This window comes from Kribbella deserti (assembly GCF_042434725.1).
Classification (GTDB): domain Bacteria; phylum Actinomycetota; class Actinomycetes; order Propionibacteriales; family Kribbellaceae; genus Kribbella; species Kribbella deserti.
Genome location: NZ_JBHLTC010000040.1, coordinates 1 through 16,522 on the forward strand (window position 1 = coordinate 1; position 16,522 = coordinate 16,522).

At 68.6% G+C, this 16,522-nt stretch carries 17 protein-coding genes; 7 read left to right on the forward strand and 10 right to left on the reverse strand.

The features are described from left to right. Window positions 1-75 precede the first annotated feature (75 nt). A complete protein-coding gene (locus tag ACFFGN_RS31200) occupies window positions 76-1,008 on the forward strand; it encodes a phosphotransferase family protein (protein ID WP_380055131.1) in 933 nt (310 codons plus the stop codon). On the opposite strand, the gene ACFFGN_RS31205 is transcribed toward ACFFGN_RS31200, so the two are convergent. Next, window positions 1,005-1,451, reverse strand: a complete 447-nt coding sequence (locus ACFFGN_RS31205; protein ID WP_380055134.1) for a hypothetical protein — start codon at window positions 1,449-1,451, stop codon at window positions 1,005-1,007. The two genes, ACFFGN_RS31200 and ACFFGN_RS31205, sit on opposite strands and share 4 nt — an antisense overlap. Window positions 1,452-1,570: 119 nt before the next feature. Then, window positions 1,571-2,443: a 1,4-dihydroxy-2-naphthoate polyprenyltransferase gene (locus tag ACFFGN_RS31210; RefSeq protein ID WP_380055136.1), complete on the reverse strand. Its 873-nt coding sequence runs from the start codon at window positions 2,441-2,443 to the stop codon at window positions 1,571-1,573. A gap of 33 nt (window positions 2,444-2,476) precedes the next feature. Between ACFFGN_RS31210 and menE the strand changes: the two genes are divergently transcribed. The 3 genes from menE to menD are packed head-to-tail and all read left to right on the forward strand — an operon-like array spanning window position 2,477 to window position 6,131. Then, a complete protein-coding gene (menE, locus tag ACFFGN_RS31215; protein WP_380055139.1) occupies window positions 2,477-3,571 on the forward strand; it encodes an o-succinylbenzoate--CoA ligase in 1,095 nt (364 codons plus the stop codon). Then, window positions 3,568-4,497 carry an o-succinylbenzoate synthase gene (locus ACFFGN_RS31220; protein ID WP_380055142.1) on the forward strand — a complete coding sequence of 310 codons (930 nt, stop codon included), beginning with the start codon at window positions 3,568-3,570 and terminating at the stop codon, window positions 4,495-4,497. The genes menE and ACFFGN_RS31220 overlap by 4 nt, the downstream gene beginning before the upstream one ends. Continuing rightward, window positions 4,494-6,131, forward strand: coding sequence for a 2-succinyl-5-enolpyruvyl-6-hydroxy-3-cyclohexene-1-carboxylic-acid synthase (gene menD, locus ACFFGN_RS31225; RefSeq protein WP_380055145.1), 1,638 nt, complete (start codon window positions 4,494-4,496; stop codon window positions 6,129-6,131). Before ACFFGN_RS31220 ends, menD begins: the two co-directional genes overlap by 4 nt. Here the strand turns inward: menD and mptB are convergent. The 6 genes from mptB to ACFFGN_RS31255 form a co-directional block, all read right to left on the reverse strand. Further along, window positions 6,128-7,546 carry a polyprenol phosphomannose-dependent alpha 1,6 mannosyltransferase MptB gene (mptB, locus tag ACFFGN_RS31230; protein ID WP_380055148.1) on the reverse strand — a complete coding sequence of 473 codons (1,419 nt, stop codon included), beginning with the start codon at window positions 7,544-7,546 and terminating at the stop codon, window positions 6,128-6,130. The genes menD and mptB overlap by 4 nt on opposite strands. Window positions 7,547-7,708: 162 nt before the next feature. Continuing rightward, complete coding sequence (locus tag ACFFGN_RS31235; RefSeq protein ID WP_380055150.1) at window positions 7,709-8,473, reverse strand: ABC transporter permease; 765 nt, start codon at window positions 8,471-8,473, stop codon at window positions 7,709-7,711. Continuing rightward, on the reverse strand, window positions 8,470-9,489 hold the full coding sequence (locus ACFFGN_RS31240) for an ABC transporter ATP-binding protein (RefSeq protein WP_380055152.1): 1,020 nt from the start codon (window positions 9,487-9,489) through the stop codon (window positions 8,470-8,472). Before ACFFGN_RS31240 ends, ACFFGN_RS31235 begins: the two co-directional genes overlap by 4 nt. Before the next feature lie 43 nt (window positions 9,490-9,532). After that, window positions 9,533-10,177 (reverse strand): PadR family transcriptional regulator, encoded by a 645-nt coding sequence (locus ACFFGN_RS31245; RefSeq protein WP_380055154.1) that lies wholly within the window; start codon window positions 10,175-10,177, stop codon window positions 9,533-9,535. 184 nt (window positions 10,178-10,361) lie between these two features. Beyond that, on the reverse strand, window positions 10,362-11,138 hold the full coding sequence (locus ACFFGN_RS31250) for a hypothetical protein (protein ID WP_380055156.1): 777 nt from the start codon (window positions 11,136-11,138) through the stop codon (window positions 10,362-10,364). Further along, on the reverse strand, window positions 11,135-11,653 hold the full coding sequence (locus ACFFGN_RS31255) for a SigE family RNA polymerase sigma factor (protein ID WP_380055158.1): 519 nt from the start codon (window positions 11,651-11,653) through the stop codon (window positions 11,135-11,137). Before ACFFGN_RS31255 ends, ACFFGN_RS31250 begins: the two co-directional genes overlap by 4 nt. Window positions 11,654-11,772: 119 nt before the next feature. Between ACFFGN_RS31255 and ACFFGN_RS31260 the strand changes: the two genes are divergently transcribed. The 3 genes from ACFFGN_RS31260 to ACFFGN_RS31270 are packed head-to-tail and all read left to right on the forward strand — an operon-like array spanning window position 11,773 to window position 14,070. After that, window positions 11,773-12,615, forward strand: coding sequence for a GNAT family N-acetyltransferase (locus ACFFGN_RS31260; RefSeq protein ID WP_380055160.1), 843 nt, complete (start codon window positions 11,773-11,775; stop codon window positions 12,613-12,615). Between the two features lie 52 nt (window positions 12,616-12,667). Continuing rightward, window positions 12,668-13,516: a GNAT family N-acetyltransferase gene (locus ACFFGN_RS31265; protein ID WP_380055163.1), complete on the forward strand. Its 849-nt coding sequence runs from the start codon at window positions 12,668-12,670 to the stop codon at window positions 13,514-13,516. Window positions 13,517-13,557: 41 nt separating this feature from the next. Continuing rightward, window positions 13,558-14,070, forward strand: a complete 513-nt coding sequence (locus tag ACFFGN_RS31270) for a nucleotidyltransferase domain-containing protein (protein ID WP_380055166.1) — start codon at window positions 13,558-13,560, stop codon at window positions 14,068-14,070. A 341-nt stretch (window positions 14,071-14,411) separates the two neighbouring features. Here the strand turns inward: ACFFGN_RS31270 and ACFFGN_RS31275 are convergent, their stop codons facing one another. Then, window positions 14,412-15,032: an MBL fold metallo-hydrolase gene (locus ACFFGN_RS31275; RefSeq protein WP_380055169.1), complete on the reverse strand. Its 621-nt coding sequence runs from the start codon at window positions 15,030-15,032 to the stop codon at window positions 14,412-14,414. 3 nt (window positions 15,033-15,035) lie between these two features. Beyond that, window positions 15,036-16,304 carry an isochorismate synthase gene (locus ACFFGN_RS31280; RefSeq protein WP_380055173.1) on the reverse strand — a complete coding sequence of 423 codons (1,269 nt, stop codon included), beginning with the start codon at window positions 16,302-16,304 and terminating at the stop codon, window positions 15,036-15,038. Window positions 16,305-16,522: the final 218 nt, after the last annotated feature.

The following is a 16,522-nucleotide window of genomic DNA, read 5'->3' on the forward strand; positions in this document are numbered from 1 at the left end:
CCCGTCTCGCCGAGGCCGGTTAACACCTAACGAAGCCTCCGGACTCGCCGGGGCGGCTCAATGATGAGGTGGGACGTGGGTAGTCGTGGCGAGGTGGTGGTTCGGCCGTTGACGCTGGCCTGGGTGGCTCGTCAGTTGGAGGTTGGCGAAACGGTTGTGCGGGTTGAGGTGCTGCATGGGGGCATTACGGCTGAGATGCGGCGGTTGACCGTTGGCGCGCGGGGCGAGGGCGTTCGGGAGTTGGTGCTGCGGAGCTTCGTTGACGAGCAGTGCGCCAGTGACTGGTTGGGCAGGGAGGCCGGGGCCCTGACCGAGTTGGCTGAGGCGACCGCGGTGCCGGCTCCGGCTTTGGTCGCGGTTGATCCGACGCCCGAGCATTGTGAGTATCCGTCGTTGCTGATGACCCATCTGCCGGGGCGGCCGATTCTTGGCGATGAAGGGCTGGAGGCGCGCGTGCCTGCGCTGGCTCGTCAGCTCGTGGCGATTCACGCGGTGCGACCCGTTCAGCGGCCTCGGGATTACGTGGCGTTGACGACCGCTGAGACTGTCGTGATTCCAAAGGCCGCCGACTCGGGGGTATGGACTGCCGCCATCGATGTGATCCGCAAGCCTGCGCCTTCCTATGAAGGGCGCTTCCTGCACCGGGACTTCCAGCCCGGCAACGTGTTGTTCGGCGACGTGCAGTCCCGGATCACGGGCGTCGTGGACTGGGCCGCCGCTTCGTGGGGTCCGGCTGACCTCGATGTGGCGCACTGCGCGACCAATCTCGCGTTGTTGCACGGGCCGGCGTGGGGTCTGCGGTTCGCCGAGGCGTACGAGCAGGCCGGCGGGGTCCTGGCGGCGGTCGCGAGTGAGCGGTTGTACTGGCTGGTGCGCGACGCTTTGGCGGCTTCAGAGGAAGTGCAACTGGTCGCGCAGCCGTGGCGGGAGGCAGGCCGGACCGACCTGACCATGCAAGTGGTGGAGAAGCGGTTGAATGCCTATGTCACGGCACTGATGACGGCTTAGCGCTGGTACCAGATTCGCACGGTGTTGCGGCCGTAGGTGAGGTTGCGCAGGCCGTCGGCTACGACGACGGCGTCTACGCCGAGGGCGCGGACCGGGACGGCGATGGTGCCGGCGCCTTGGCCCTTGCAGGGGTTCGCGACCCAGAGGATGTTGTTGTAGCGCCACTCGGCGGTCTGCACGTCCCAGCCGCGGATGCGGATCGCGGCCTGCTGCTGGTCGCAGATCTGGTCGTACCCGGTCAGGCCGATGTAGAGATAGCCCTGCTTCGCGTCGTACCGGCTGGTGGTCTTGAAGTACGAGCCTGGCACGTTGCCCGCGTAGCTGGTGTCGGCGAACGTGTACCCGTTACGGATGTACATGTACGCACCGGCCGGCGCGGCACCGGCGAAGGTCAGCAAGGTGGTGAGCGCGGCCGCGGGCACGGTGGCGATGAGCTTGCGCATTCGAGGTCTCTCCAGGGCAGTGATCCAGGCGAGTCGGGCCGACGGCGCAAGCGCTGAACGGACGCCTGAAGTTCGTGTGTGCCCCGTACCGACCAAAGCAGGTTAGTACATCTCTACCCTCAGTGGCCGATGATCAACCCGGCCGCGAGTCCTGCCGCGTACACAAGCTCGGTCAAGCCGGTGTCCTTCAGAACCGGGATGAGCGCCGGACCGACAGCCTCGCTCAGCACCACCTTCAGCGACCGGTAGGCCAGCGGAGCCGCTACAAGCGCTAGAAGTGCCCAAGGCGTCGCAAGCGCGCACAAGATGGCCAGGATGAACGCCAGCAGAATGAGACCCGCGTAGAGCTGCCGAGAGCGCGGAGCGCCCAGTACGACGGCCAGGGTTCGCTTACCTGTCACGGAATCCGTCGGAATGTCCCGAAGGTTGTTCGCGACAAGCAATGCGCAGGCGATCGCGCCGACTGCGATGGCTCCGGCCACGGCAGTCCAGTGCAAGGTCTCGGCCTGGGCGTACGTCGTACCAAGCACTGCGACCAGTCCGAAGAACAGGAAGACGCTGATCTCGCCGAGAGCCCGGTAGCCGTACGGCTTCTTGCCGCCGGTGTAGAACCAGGCGGCGAGCAAGGAGGCTGCACCGACCACTAGGAGCCACAAGCTGCTGGTGAAGCACAGGATCAGTCCGAGGATCGCACCGATGCCCAAGGCCACAAACGCGGCCGTCTTGACCTGCCGAGGGGTTGCCACCTTGGAGCCGACCAAGCGCAGCGGGCCGACCCGTACCTCGTCGGTACCGCGGATGCCGTCCGAGTAGTCGTTGGCGTAGTTCACGCCGATCTGCAGGGTCAGCGCGACCCCGAGTGCCAGCAACGCCTTCCACCAGACAAACGCGTCCAGGTACGCCGCGGCGCCCGTTCCGACGAGCACGGGGGCGACGGCGGCGGGCAGCGTCCGCGGCCGGGCGCCTTCGATCCACTGGGCAGGGGTGGCCATGGCCGAATTCTGTCAGTCGTACGCTCTTGAGCGATGACCACCCTTCGGTTGATCCCCGGCTCACCGCCCGCCGTGCTGTCCGCGCTGCGCGGCGTGCTCGACGGTTCCGGCGAGCCCTTCGCCCCGCTGCCGGCCGATCCGGCCCTGGCCGAGCGGGTACGACGCGTGGCCCGGGCCGACGTGCCGCTGGAGTCCGGCGCGGTGATGCTGCCGACCTCGGGCTCGTCCGGTGAGCCGAAGGGCGTGCTGTTGTCCCGCGAGGCCTTGATCGCCTCCGCGACGGCGACCCACGCGCGGCTGGGGGGTCCCGGCCAATGGCTGCTGATGATGCCGGCGTACTTCGTGGGTGGTCTGCAGGTGCTGACCCGCTCGTTGCTGGCAGGCGTCGATCCGGTGATTGCCGACGGCGCCGACTTCGCGGAGCAGGCCGGGGCGATGACCGGCGAGCAGCGGTACACCTCGATGGTGCCGACGCAGCTGGCCCGCCTGCTGGAGACCGACGTTCCGGCGCTGAGGTCGTTCGACGCGATCCTGATCGGCGCGGCCGCCACCTCGAACGAACTGCGGGCCAAGGCCGAGGCGGCCGGGGTCAAGGTCGTCACCACCTACGGCATGACCGAGACCGGCGGCGGTTGCGTGTACGACGGCCGGCCGCTCGACGGCGTGACCGTTGACCTCGACAACGATCGGGTGGTGCTCGGCGGGCCGACCTTGTTCGACGGGTACCGCCTCGAACCAGGGCTGACCGCACAAGCTCTGGACGGTAAGAAGTTCCGTACCCAGGATCGAGGCCGCTGCACCGAAGACGGCCGCTTGGAGATCCTCGGCCGGATCGACGACGTGGTGATCTCCGGTGGCGTGAACGTGGTGCTGCCCTCGGTGCAACAACGCCTGCTGACGCATGCCGGTATCACCGACGCGGTGGTGCTCGGTGTACCGGACGAGGAATGGGGGAGCCGGGTGGTCGCTTTCGTGATCGGCACGGCCGGTCTGGACGAACTGCGGGACCACGTCGCGGCGCAGCTACCTCGCACCTGGGCGCCGCGCGAGCTGATCCGGCTGGAGGAACTGCCAATGCTTGCCTCGGGCAAGGTCGACCGGCAACGCCTGCTGGAGTTGGCGCAATGATCTATTCGATTGCCCTGCGCAATAAATTCCGCGGTATCACCGCACGCGAGGGAATGTTGTTCGAAGGGCCTGCGGGCTGGGCCGAGTGGAGCCCCTTCCTCGACTACGACGACGCCACCTGCGTGGCCTGGTTGCGCGCCGCGCGCGAGGCGGCGTACGACGGATGGCCCGCGCCGGTGCGGGACGCCGTACCGGTGAACTGCACGGTGCCTGCCATCGGACCCGAGAAGGCCGCCGCGATCGTCCGGGCTTCGGGCTGCGCGACCGCCAAGGTCAAGGTGGCCGAACTCGGGCAGACGCTGGCGGACGACCTCGCCCGGGTCGAGGCCGTACGGGACGCGATCGGCACCGGGCGGGTCCGGATCGACGCCAACGGCGCCTGGTCGGTGGACGAGGCCGTTCGCGCGCTGAAGGAGCTCGGCCGGTTCGAGCTGGAGTACGTCGAACAGCCCTGCGCCTCGGTTGAGGACCTGGCCCTGGTCCGGCGTCGCACGAACGTGCTCGTGGCTGCCGACGAGTCGATCCGGCGGGCCGAGGACCCCTTGCGGGTAAGGGATTTGGAGGCGGCCGACATCGCCGTACTCAAGGTCCAGCCGATCGGCGGCGTGCGGGCCTGCCTCGACATCGCAGAGCAGATCGGCCTGCCGGTGGTGGTCTCGTCCGCGCTGGAGACCTCCATCGGTATCGCGGCCGGGGTAGCCCTCGCGGCGGCCCTGCCGGAATTGCCGTACGCCTGCGGGCTGGCGACCGTCTCGATGTTCACCGCCGAGGTGGTGGCCGAACCGCTGCTGCCGGTCGATGGCATGCTGCCGGTGGTCCGTCCGGTGCCGCGAGATGATCCGGAAGTGCAGGCGGACCAGGCGACCACCGAGCGATGGCAACAGCGGTATGACCGGGTCGAGGCCCTACTGAGGAGTGACCGATGAATCCGTCGACGGCGTTCGCGACCGTGATGGTGGACGAGCTGATCCGCAATGGCGTCCGGGAGGTCGTGCTGGCGCCGGGTTCGCGCAGTGCGCCGCTGGCGTTAGCGCTCGCTCAGGCCGATCGCGCCGGGCTGATCCGGTTGCACGTGCGGATCGACGAACGCACGGCCGGCTTCCTGGCGATCGGCCTGATGCGTGGTTCGGGTCTGCCGGTGCCGGTGGTGACCACCTCGGGTACCGCCGTCGCGAACCTCCACCCCGCCGTACTGGAGGCCTCCCACAGCGGACTGCCCCTGCTGGTGCTGAGCGCGGACCGGCCGCCGGAACTGCGGGGGAGCGGCGCCAACCAGACGACGGACCAGCTCAAGATCTTCGGTGACGCGGTTCGCCTGTTCCACGAGATCGGTACGCCGTCCAAGCAGCCCGGGCAGGTCGCGTACTGGCGTTCGGTGATCTCCCGCGCGGTGTCCATCGCGGTCGGCGCGCGGACCGCCGATCCGGGCCCGGTCCAGCTGAACTGCGCCTTCGCCGAACCGCTGGTGCCGGATCACCTGGCTGACTGGCCCGAACCCCTCGACGGTCGTACGGCGGCCTGGACAACGGTTCATCCGGGCGCGGTGTCGCCTTCGGCCGTATCGCCCGGGCCGAAGACCGTGGTGGTTGCCGGGGATGGCGCGTCCCAGTCGGCCCGGCTGGTCGCCGAAGCCGGAGGCTGGCCGTTGTTCGCCGAGCCGTCGAGCCGGTCCCGGATCGGCCCGTCGGTAATCTCGACGTACCGCCTGCTGCTCGCGGCCTCTGGATTGGCGGCCGAGATCGAGCGGGTGCTCGTGTTCGGGCACCCGACCCTGTCCCGCCCGGTATCGCAGCTGCTCGCGAATCCCGCCGTCGAGGTGATCGTGGTCGCCCCGACCGGACGCTGGCCCGACGCGGCCCGGCGTGCCACGCTCGTCGCGCCCGCGCTCGAGGTGACCGGCCCGGACGACCCGGCCTGGCTCGAACGCTGGCAGGCGGCCGACGCACTGGCCCGGCCGGTACTCGGCAAGCTGGACGGCCTCAGCGGACCGGTGGTCGCGGCGACGATGGGCGAGGCGATCGGCGCCGACGGCATGCTCGTGGCCGGTTCCTCCAACGCCATCCGCGACCTCGATCTGGCCCCGGTCGTACCGATCCGCACGGTCGCCAACCGCGGCCTGGCCGGGATCGACGGCACGCTGTCCACGGCCGTCGGCGCGGCCCTCGCGAACGCGGGTCCCACCTACGCCCTGCTCGGCGATCTGGCCTTCCTGCACGACGCGAACGGCCTCGTCATCGGCCCGGACGAGCCCCGCCCCGATCTGCGCATCGTCGTACTGAACGACAATGGCGGCGGCATCTTCTCCACCCTGGAACAAGGCGCGGGCGAATACGCCGAACACTTCGAGCGCGTCTTCGGCACCCCGCACGCGGTCGATCTCCAGGCCCTCTGCGCGGCCACCCGGACGCCGTACCAGCTGGTCTCGACCCGCGACGACCTCCGCGCCGCCGTCGAACGAACCGTAGCGGGGATCGACGTGATCGAGGTCCGCTTCGATCGCTCCACCCTGCGCGCGCAGAACGCCGCCATCACCGCGGCCGTGCGCGAGGCCCTGGGCTAGCCCGCCGTCCGGGCGGTCGTCACCAGGGTCGGAACGTGCAGAGTGCGGATGCGGCCGGCGAGGGCGCCGAGCACGAGCAGGACAAGCGAGGTGGTGACGATGATCGGCACCACCGCGCCTCGCAACGACGAGTTGAGCGGTGCCGCCACGGTCAGGATCACGCTCGCGCCGACGAGGGCCGTCGTCATCCGGCGGCCCGGCCGGGCGACGGCCAGGAACGGCAGGCACCAAAGGAAGTACCAGTCGTGTGCGGTCGGCCCGAGCAGTACGACGGCCAGCAGCGCGAAGCCGATCGCCCGGGCCGCCTGGTGGATCGTCGAGCGTAGCCCGAGTACGGCGATCAGGCCGAGCGCGCCGAGAATGCCGAGCACGCGAGCGAGATCGAGCGCCTGTTGCGCGGCGGTTTTCGCGCCGAACCAGTCGAGTACGCCGGAGGTGCCGAGGCCGATCAGGTTCGCGATCGACAGCGGCGATTTCACCAGCCCGGGTACGTCGAGGGCGCCGAGCCAACCGGAACCGACCCGGGTCAGTTCGCCGATCGTGACCAGGGTGAGGACCGAGACGGCCCCGGCGATCGCGAGACTCGCGAGCCGGGTCCGGATCCGCCTGGGCAGCGGGCTCATCACCGCGGCGATACCGATCACCACCAGCCCGCCCGGGAGTTTGACCGCCGCGGCGGCTCCCGCCAGCACCGCCGCCGTACCCCACTTGCCGTCCAGCGCCACGGTCAGCGCGTAACACCCGAGGCCGAGCATCAGTACGTCGTTGTGCGCGGCGCCGATTCCGTGCGTGATCAGCATCGGATTCGCCACCACGAGCCAGGTCGCGAAGACCGGGTCCACCCGGCAGGCCCGGGCCAGCCGTGGCACGGAGTACGCGATCAGGAAGGACCCGAGCACGGCCAGCGCCCGGTGCGCCAGCATCAGTAGGTACGGGTTCATCGTGATGTCGGCCGCGATTCCCCCGAAGGCCAACGGCACCGGCCCGTACGGCGCGGGGGTCCACCACCACATCGGGTCCACCGCTTCGACGATCGGGCCCGTCATCACGCCCGGGCCGACCTGATACGGATCGTGGCCCCGCGCCACGAGCGCGCCCTGGGCGGCGTACGACCAGGCATCCCGGCTGAACAGCGGCGGGATCAGGAGCAGTGGTACGAACCAGGTGACCGCGTACCGGCGCAGGTCGTCGCGCCATCGGGAGGCGAGCACCTCGCGCCCGATCGTCAGCCAAGCCCACACCATCAGGCCAAGGCCCGCCACCACGATCGCCAGCCCGGTCATCCGGCCGCCAAGGCTGTCCCGGAAGGGGAATTCGGCCAGTCTCGAGGATGCCGGTACCACCGAGGTGATCAGCCCGCCGACCGCCACCAGGCACGACCCGGCGAACCCCCGCAGCAACGGCGACACCTTCACGCCCGGACGCTAACCCGCCCCGGCAACCCCCGAATGAACACACCGCCAACTCCGTTCATCGGACCCTCGTGACCCGGCGTGTCGCCGTTCATCGGACCCTTGTGACCGAAGCGGCCCCACCGAATGGAGCTTCGGTGGGGCCGCTTCGGGCACGGGCTCAGGTCAGGCGGATTCCTTGCGGAAGGTGCGGGCGCCGACGGCGAGGCCGATGGCGGTCAGCAGGACCACCCAGAACAGGCCCCAGAGCGAAGCCGAACTGCTGATTTCGCCGCGGAACAGCGCGCGGACACCGCTGACGACGTGCTTGAGCGGGCTGATGTCGGACAGCCGCTGTAGCCAGGTCGGGCCGATGCTCATCGGCAGCAGGATGCCGGACAGCAGCAGCAACGGCATCGCGATGCCGTTCAGCAGCGGTGCCAGCGCGTCCTCGCTCTTGGTGATCAGCGCGACCGAGTACGACAGCGAGGCGAAGGTCGCGCCCAGCAGGGCCACGATCACCAGCGACAGCAGCACACCACCGATCGGGGCGCGCAGGCCCATCGGGAGGGCGACCAGCAACAGCAGGATCGACTGGACCACGAGTACGACGACGTCGCGCAGCACCCTGCCGGCCATCAGCGCGATCCGGGAGGCGGGCGTGACCCGGTCGGCCTCGATCACGCCGGCCCGGTACTCCGCGATCAGGCCGAAGCCGACGAACATCGCGCCGAACATGCCGAGCTGCACGATCAGGCCCGGAATGAACACCTGGTAGGCGTTCGTGGTGGCGCCCTCGCTGATCTGCGCGGTGATCGGCTCCAGCAGCGGGCCGAACAGGAACAGGTACAGCAACGGCTGGCTCAGCATCAGGATCGACCACATCGGGTTGCGCAGCGACAGCCGCATGGCCCGGTTGAAGACGATCCAGGTCTCGGTGAGAACGGTCATGCGACGGCCTCCTTCTCGGTCTTGTCGCTGCTACCCGAGTCGGTGCCGCCCGAGTCGCTGCTGCCCGAGTCGTCGCGCAGCGAGCGGCCGGTCATGGTCAGGAACACGTCGTCCAGGGTCGGGCGGTGCACCTCGACGCCGTCCAGTTCGATGCCCTGGGCATCGATCGAGCGGAGCAGGCCGGGCAGTACCGCACCGCCCTTGGGGATCCGGAAGCTGACCACGTTCTGCTCGGTCTCGAAGGACGTCGAGCCCTCCAGCAGCTCGACGATCTTCGTCACCGCGGGCGCCTGGCCGGCATCCGCGAGATTGAGCCGGACCGCGTCACCGGAAACCCGCTGCTTGAGCTCCTCCGGCGTGCCGGAGGCAACGATCTTGCCGTGATCGATGACCAGGATCCGGTCGCACAACGCGTCGGCCTCGTCCAGGTAGTGGGTGGTGATGAAGATCGTCGCTCCCCGCTGCCGGAGCTGGCGGATGTGCTCCCACAGGTTGGCCCGGGCCTGCGGATCCAGGCCGGTGGTGGGCTCGTCGAGAAAGATCAGCTTGGGCTCGTGCACCAGGCCCATCACGATGTCGAGACGGCGCCGCTGGCCACCGGACAGGGTCTTGCACTGGCGTTTCCACAGGCCGCCGAGATCGAGCTCGTCGAACAGTTTCTGCCCGGCCGCGATCGCGGACTTCTTGTCCACGCCGTAGAGCCGGGCGTGGTCGACGACCTCGTCGCCGGCGATCGCCTCAGGCAGCGTGGAGCCGCTCTGGGGCACGTAGCCGATCCGGCGGCGAACGCCGACCGGGTCCTTCGCGAGGTCACAGCCCGCGACGGTGGCGGTTCCGCTGGTCGGCGTGATCAGGGTCGCCAGCATGCGCATGGTGGTGGTCTTACCGGCGCCGTTCGGGCCGAGGAAACCGACGATTTCGCCGTCGGCCACATCAAGGTCTACCCCCTGCACGGCCTGGACCGGGCCGCGCTTGGTCTTGAAGGTGCGGACGAGTCCGCGAGCTTCGATCATCATGCCGGCCAGTCTGAACTAGTCAACATTGAATAGTCAAAGTTGATTAGTTGTCCGGTTGCCACTCCGGCGGCACCTGGTCGGACCCCCAATGGGTCACTAGGTCAGCAGGAGGCTGCCACTTCCGCGGCTCCCCGGCGAACGAATATTCGCCGTCCCGCACCCGCTGCAGGAACTCCCGTGTCCACTGCAACTCCCCGAGGTCGCGAGCCGAGGAGATTCGCAGCATCTCAACCACGTGGTCCGGTATCGCCGCATCCTCCAGCACGCCCCGCTCGGCGAACCGCTGCTGCTTGTCCAACTGCTCCAGCTGCATCGTTCGCGACTCCAGGCCCGCGATCACCTCGTCCCGCTTCAGCGACCACAGAAAGCTCAGCGCCGCCTGCATCCGGTCCGGCCGGAACGGCGCGACGTTCCAGAGCGCCTCGCGCAGCAAGATGAAGTACTCGCTTTCGCCTTCGGCGGTCAGCTTGTACGACGTACGCCCCGGTCGATCGTCGCTCTCGGTGGTCTGGATCTCGGCGAGGTATCCGTGCTTGGCGAGCGTGCGCAGGCCGGAGTAGATCGAGCCGGGATTGATGTTCGCCCAGACCTGGACGTTCCACGTGAGCAGCTCGCGGCGTAACTGGTAGCCATACGCCGGCTGGAAGATCCGAACGACGCCGAGCAGCAACAACCGGGTAGTGGACATATCCCCAGCTTAGGACGCCGGCTCGCGCCTTCCCCGGCGTTCGATCGCCGGAATCCGCCCGCTCCGGCAGCCGTCCAGGGCGCTGAGCACGGGCGGATCCAGCCCGGTCACAAGCGTCCGATGAACGGCGACACGCCGCGTCAGAAGGGTCCGATGACACGCCGGGGAGGTGGATGGGCGCGCGTTAGGGCTCGGTCGAGATTCCGCGCGCGATTTGCAGTAGGCGGTGCTCTGACAGCAGTGCCGTGGGTACCTTTCGGACCGGGTGGAACAGCTCCACACTCACGAGGATCTGGATTCCGTCCGGGCGGGCCAGCCGGAGAGAGTGTGTCTCGTTGTGACCGTCGTTCTGGGTCTGGAAGAACGCCAGGGACTGATCGGGCAGGCGCCGGATCGCGTCACATCTGCGATGCGGGCCGTCGGGCGGGCCATCAGCCGATTCGCAGATTCGCGGCACTGTGGCGCCCGCCTTGCGGTCACCGATCTCAACGGTGATGGCAAGCGGAACGCGGTCGGGCTCCTCGTACAAGGCGTGCGCGGACAGGTGTGGCGTGAGCTTCTTGCCGTCGCTCCATCCGCCGCTGGAGTGTTTCAGTTCAGGATGTTGCCTGAGCTCGGGAATCAGGCGCTCGAAGTCCTTCAGCAGCAGCCGGGATTTGGCTGTTGCCTTGGTGGGCAGATCGCCGACCGTCGGCACCTTGTCCCACGGCGTCGTCGGCGTGCCGGTCACCGGCTCACCGGGCAGCCCGTTCGCGGCCACGGGCGGCTCGGCCGGCCGGACGGCGTACGTCACGCCAACCGCCATGGCTGGAAAGGCCAGTACGGCGACGCAGGCCAGCGCGGTACGGCGGTGGGCCTGGCGGCGGCCCTTGGCGATGTGCGCGTCCATATCCAGGGTGCTGGGCGGTTCGTGCTCGACCAGTTCGGCGAGCAGCGTTTGAACCTGGTCGTTGTCGGTCATAGCGCCTCCTCGTAGTCAGTGCGAGTGACGACACCGGCGGGAAGCAGGCGTCGGATCGAGTCGAGGGCACGGGAAGTCAGCGTTTTCACGGCGCCTTCGGAGCATTCCAGCACCGCCGCGGCCTGCTGGACGGAGAGATCGTCGTAGAACCTGAGCACCAGCACGGCCCGTTGCCGTCGGGGCATCTGATCCAGCAGCCTGTGCAGATCCGCCCGATGGACCGGAGTGTCATCCGCCGGGCCGGGAAGCTCCGGTAGCACCTCGGTGGGATGTTCCCGGCGCCACGGGCGACGCTTCTCGTCCAGAAAGACCCGGACCAGGATCTTGCGCACGTACGCGTCGGTGTTGCTGGCGTCGCGAGCCGACCGCCACGCGCCGTACAGCTTGATCACCGTGGCGGACACCAGGTCATCGGCCCGGTGCCAGTCGCCTGACAGCAGGTACGCCGTGCGCCGAAGACCGGCCTGCCGGGCGATCACGTACTCCCTGAACTCGGCCTGATCTCGGGCCTTCATCCGGTTCCGCCTTTCGTTGTGCCTCTGGCGGATAGACGTAACGGGTGCGCCGGGAGGTTACGGCGCGGCCCGGAGATTTCTGGCGACACGTGGCGGGCGCGATCACTACCGTGGCGGATATGAGCGTACGAGTGTCGCGGGTCCCGGCGGAGTTCGAGAAGATCGTCTTCGGGTTCCTGCAGCAGGACCCGGTGCTCAACACGGTGCTGCTCGGCAACGTGCACGAGCGGGCCAGCCGGCCGGTTCCGGGCGAGGACGAACCGCCCATGCTGGTCTCGGTGCACGACCCGGCCGGACAGGTGATCGGGGCCGCCATGCGAACCGCCGGGCGGGGCGTCCACCTGGGCGGACTGCGGGCTGACCTCGCTCCCGAGGTGGCCGCGACGTACGCCTCGCTGTGCCCGGAGGCCCCCCATGTCAGCGGTACGGCGGACGCGGCGCGGGCCTTCGCCGACACCTGGTCCACGCTGACCGGCCGGGGCTTTACCGAAGGCCGGGGAACTCGCCTGCACCGGCTCGACGTACTCGTGGAGCCGACCGTGAGTGGTGCCGCCCGACGGGCCGCGGCGGCCGATGCGGAGTTGTGCGCGCACTGGGGTGGCGCGTTCGAGGACGAGGTTGCGCTCTCGGGAGGGACCAAGGAGATGCAGCTGGCCTGGGCGCGGAGCCAGATCGAGCGAGGCACGCTCTGGCTGTGGGAGGACCAGGGTGAAGTCGTCAGCCTCGCGTCGTTCCGCCCATCGATCTTCGGTGTCTCGCGGATCGGTCCGGTTTACACGCCGGCGGAGCGGCGTGGGCGGGGTTACGCGAGCGCGGTGACGGCGGCAGTCTCCCGCCAGATCGTCGCGGCTGGTTCGCTGGCGTGCCTCTACACGGACCTGGCGAACCCGACCTCGAACAAGATCTACGCGGCGCTCGGATACCGGCCAGTAGCCGACTTTGTGGACTACGTCTTCACCTGATCGTGCGGCGGTGGTCATGGCTTCGGGGTGGTTACGGAGTTAGCGTGCCGGTATGACGGTGCGAGTGACGCGGGACGCCGAAGAGTTCAAGACCACCGTATTCGCCTTCCTGCAAAGGGATCCACTGCTGCATTCGGTGCTGCTGGCAACAGTGCAGGACCTGCTGAACGTTGCCCATGGCGCCGAACCCGATCCGTACTTCTTCTCGTTGCACGGAGCAAACGACGACGTGGTCGGCGCCTGCCTGTGGACCGAGCGCAAGGGCATCTTCCTGGGCGGGCTGACCGCCGACCTGGCCGTCGAGGCCGCCGACGCGATCGCGGAGGTGCACCCCGAGTCGATCTTGCTGGAGGGGCTGCCGGATACCGCGCAGGTCTTCGTCAAACGCTGGTCCGAGCTGCGCGGGGTGAATCCGCGCGAACTGGACGGGATCTGTCTGTACCGGTTGAACGAGTTGGTACCGCATACCGCCGCAGGTGAAGCCCGGTTGGCCGAGGAAGACGACGCAGGACTGTGCGCCAAGTGGGTGGACGCTTTTCGCCGCGAGGCCGAACCAGCTCCGGGCACTACCGCGTCGGGCCATGACCTCGAGGGGTGGGCGTTGGGCCGGATCGCGGCGCGGCAGCTGTGGCTCTGGCAGAACCACGGCGAGCCGGTCAGCATGCTCGGCCACCAGATCCCGGTATTCGGTGCAACCCGGGTCGGACCGGTCTACACGCCGCCGGAGCACCGAAACCACGGCTACGCGAGTGCGTTGACCTCCCACGTCTCGGCCCTGCTCCGCGAAGAACGCCTAGAGGTCTGCCTCCGAACCGACCTCTCCAACCCCACCTCCAACAAGATCTACCAAGCCATCGGCTACACCCCCGTAACCACCTTCACCCGCTACACCCTCACCTAACTAACCGCGTTCACGCCGTCCGGCTGTCACGTCGTACGGGCGTGGCCGAGGTGAACGCGGCGGGGTGTCACGGCGTTGCGTCGATTCGGCTGTATTCGCTCGCCCTGGCCGCGGTGGGTCGTTTGGTCGCCGGCGTGGCGGGCGAGTTCGGACGAATCGTCGCCGACTCCGCCACGCGGAAGGTTCTGCGGCGGCTGTCCACCACCGGGCTCGTGAACCCCATCACCGTAGGCGCGAGCGTGCAATACGTGCTGAACAGAGAGCACCTGGCGGCAGAACCAGTCATCGAACTGCTGAAGCTCCGGGCAAAGCTGATCGACCGGATGCGGGAGGCGATCGATTTGCAGTGGACGGAGAAGCCGCTGACCGCGAGCTTGTTTGGCTCCGCAGCACGAGGCGACGGTGGCGTAGCCGGCGATATCGACCTTCTCGTCGTACGCCCCGCCGACGAGATTCACCCGGAGTGGGAGAACCAGATCAGTTCGCTGGCGAACTGGGTTCACCGGTGGACCGGCAATCAAAGACGCTGGCGCGGCTTCAGGTCGACTGCTTGACGTCAAGGATGGCGCTCATTACGGCATGATCTTCGTCAGCGCCGCCCAGGCGAAGGCTGCATTCCGGAACGCGGCCACGTTGATCGATGGAGCAGCAAAGCCAGTGACCTGGTCTCGGACGACGGACTTCACGGCGTACGAAACCTCGGCCGGGCGTGAGCTGGCGGGGACCGGGCCGGGGGATCGGTGACGATTCGCCCGGATTTGACCGCATGACCGTTGCTTTCGATAGCGGCCCGCCGCGCAGGCGGGTCAAATCCAGGCGAATCGACGCAGTGCCAAAGGCCTACGGATTTCGGCCGGGTGGTTCCGGTGTTGGGGTGGAAGCCAGCACGCGCCGCTTACGGGATGTCCGTGGAGGTGCCTGGGGTCAGGGGGTTGTACGGGGCCGGGGTTTGGTTGGTTAGCCAGGTTTGGGTCAGGGCTTGGCCGCGGTCGGAGAGGAGGGCGTCGTGGATGCCGATGGCTTGTTCGGCTTTCACCTCGCGGCCGAAGGTGATCGCGTCGGCAAGGGTGTGCCAGGGGGCGGACAGGGGGATGAGGTTGGTGTGCACGGCCCGGCCGGGGAGGGTCCAGGAATCACCCGGGTGGTACACCGCGTCTTCGATGAGAAAGGCAACGTTCTGGCATGGAACACCCAGCTCCGGCAGGATGATCGCGTGATCGTTGCCAAAGGCATCGACCGAGAACCCTGCCGCGTTGAACGACTCGCCACCCGATACCACGCTCACTCGATCCGCCACCTCGGAGAGCTTCGACGCCACCGAGGCGTTCGTCCAGATCGGCACGTCGAGCGGTAGCAACCGGTCGACGTCCAAGTGGTCGGAATGCTCGTGGGTGATGAGGATGCCGTCGACACCTTCGAAGGCCTCAGCCTCGGTCCAGACACCCGGATCGACGAGCAGGACCTTGCCGTCCTTCTCAAGCCGGATGCAGGCGTGGGTGAACTTGGTGAGCTGCATCGATCAGTCTCCCAGCGCGTCTCGCATCGGCACCAGCTTCGCGTTCGACTCGGCCAGTTCGGCGGCCGGATCGCTGCCCGCGACGATGCCGCAACCGGCGAACAGACGCATCCGCCGGGGATCTTGCGGATCGGCCTGACCGCAGCGCAGCGCGATACCCCACTCGCCGTCGCCGCTCGCGTCCATCCAGCCGACGGGACCGGCGTACCGGCCGCGGCCCATGCCCTCGATATCGCTGATCAGGTCGCGGGCCACGTCGGTCGGCGTACCGCAGACGGCGGCGGACGGGTGCAGCGCGGCGGCGAGACCGAGCGCGGAGGCACCGTTCGCCGCGACACCGGCCACGTCGGAGGCGAGATGCATCACGTTCGGCAGGTGCAGCACGAACGGCGTCTCGGGCACGTTCATCGACTGGCAGTGCGGTTCGAGCGCGTCGGCCACCGAGCGAACGGCGAACTCGTGCTCCTCCAGGTCCTTGCTCGACCGGGCCAGCGAGGCCGCGAGCGCGAGATCGTGCGCGTCGTCACCGGTACGGCGAATCGTGCCGGCCAGTACGCGTGAGGTGATCAGGCCCTTCTCGCGGCGGACCAGCAGTTCGGGCGTCGCGCCGATCAGGCCGTCGACGGCGAACGTCCAGCAGTTCGGGTACGCCGCGGCGAGGCGGCGCAACGGCCGGCGCAGATCGATCGGCTGGTCGGCGATCGCGATCAGGTCCCGGGCGAGCACCACCTTGTCGACGTCCCCGTCGGTGATCCGGCCGACCGCGTCGGCGACGATCGCGGACCAGGCGGTACCGGACCGCGCGCCGTCGGCGAAGGCGATCGGCCCGACCGGGTCGGGTTCGTACCGGCCGAGCGTCGGGGGAGCGGTCAGCGAACTGGCCGGTGAGATCGTCGTCACCCAGGTGGTACCGCCGCGGCGGCCGACGATCACCTCCGGTACGACGAGCTCGCTCGGGTCCTCGTCGGTGAAACCGAACGAACCGAAGCAGACCAGGCCGGAACCGGGCACGGCCAGGTCGTCGCGCACCACCGCGGCCGAGGTGAGCCGTTTCCACCAGGCCTGCGCCTCGGCGAACCGGTTGCTACCGGCAACGTCCAGCCGGGCGGCGGCGCCCCAGCCGACGATGCCGTCTCCGCGCCGTACCCAGGCGAGCGCGCCGCTGGTGGGCAGGTGATCCATCAAGGTCGGCGAGACATCCGTCACAACGTGGCTGCGAACCACCAGATGTGGCGCCGGAGCCCCGGCCGGATAGGTGTCCGGCAGGCTCACGAGTCGGTCCGATCGCAGCCTGGCGACGCTTGCCGCGCTCCCCGCAGACGTCCGCTCACGAATTCTCCTCGTCGACCACGGAACAGAAGCCTCACGGCAAGCAAGCGTAGGCCTAGTTCTGGAACGCATCATGCCGAGTGCCCGATTCGGCCCTCACCAGCCAGCCGAGCCGCGCACCAGCCGCACCTCGCCCACCGCACCACCGGTGGGCATAACGC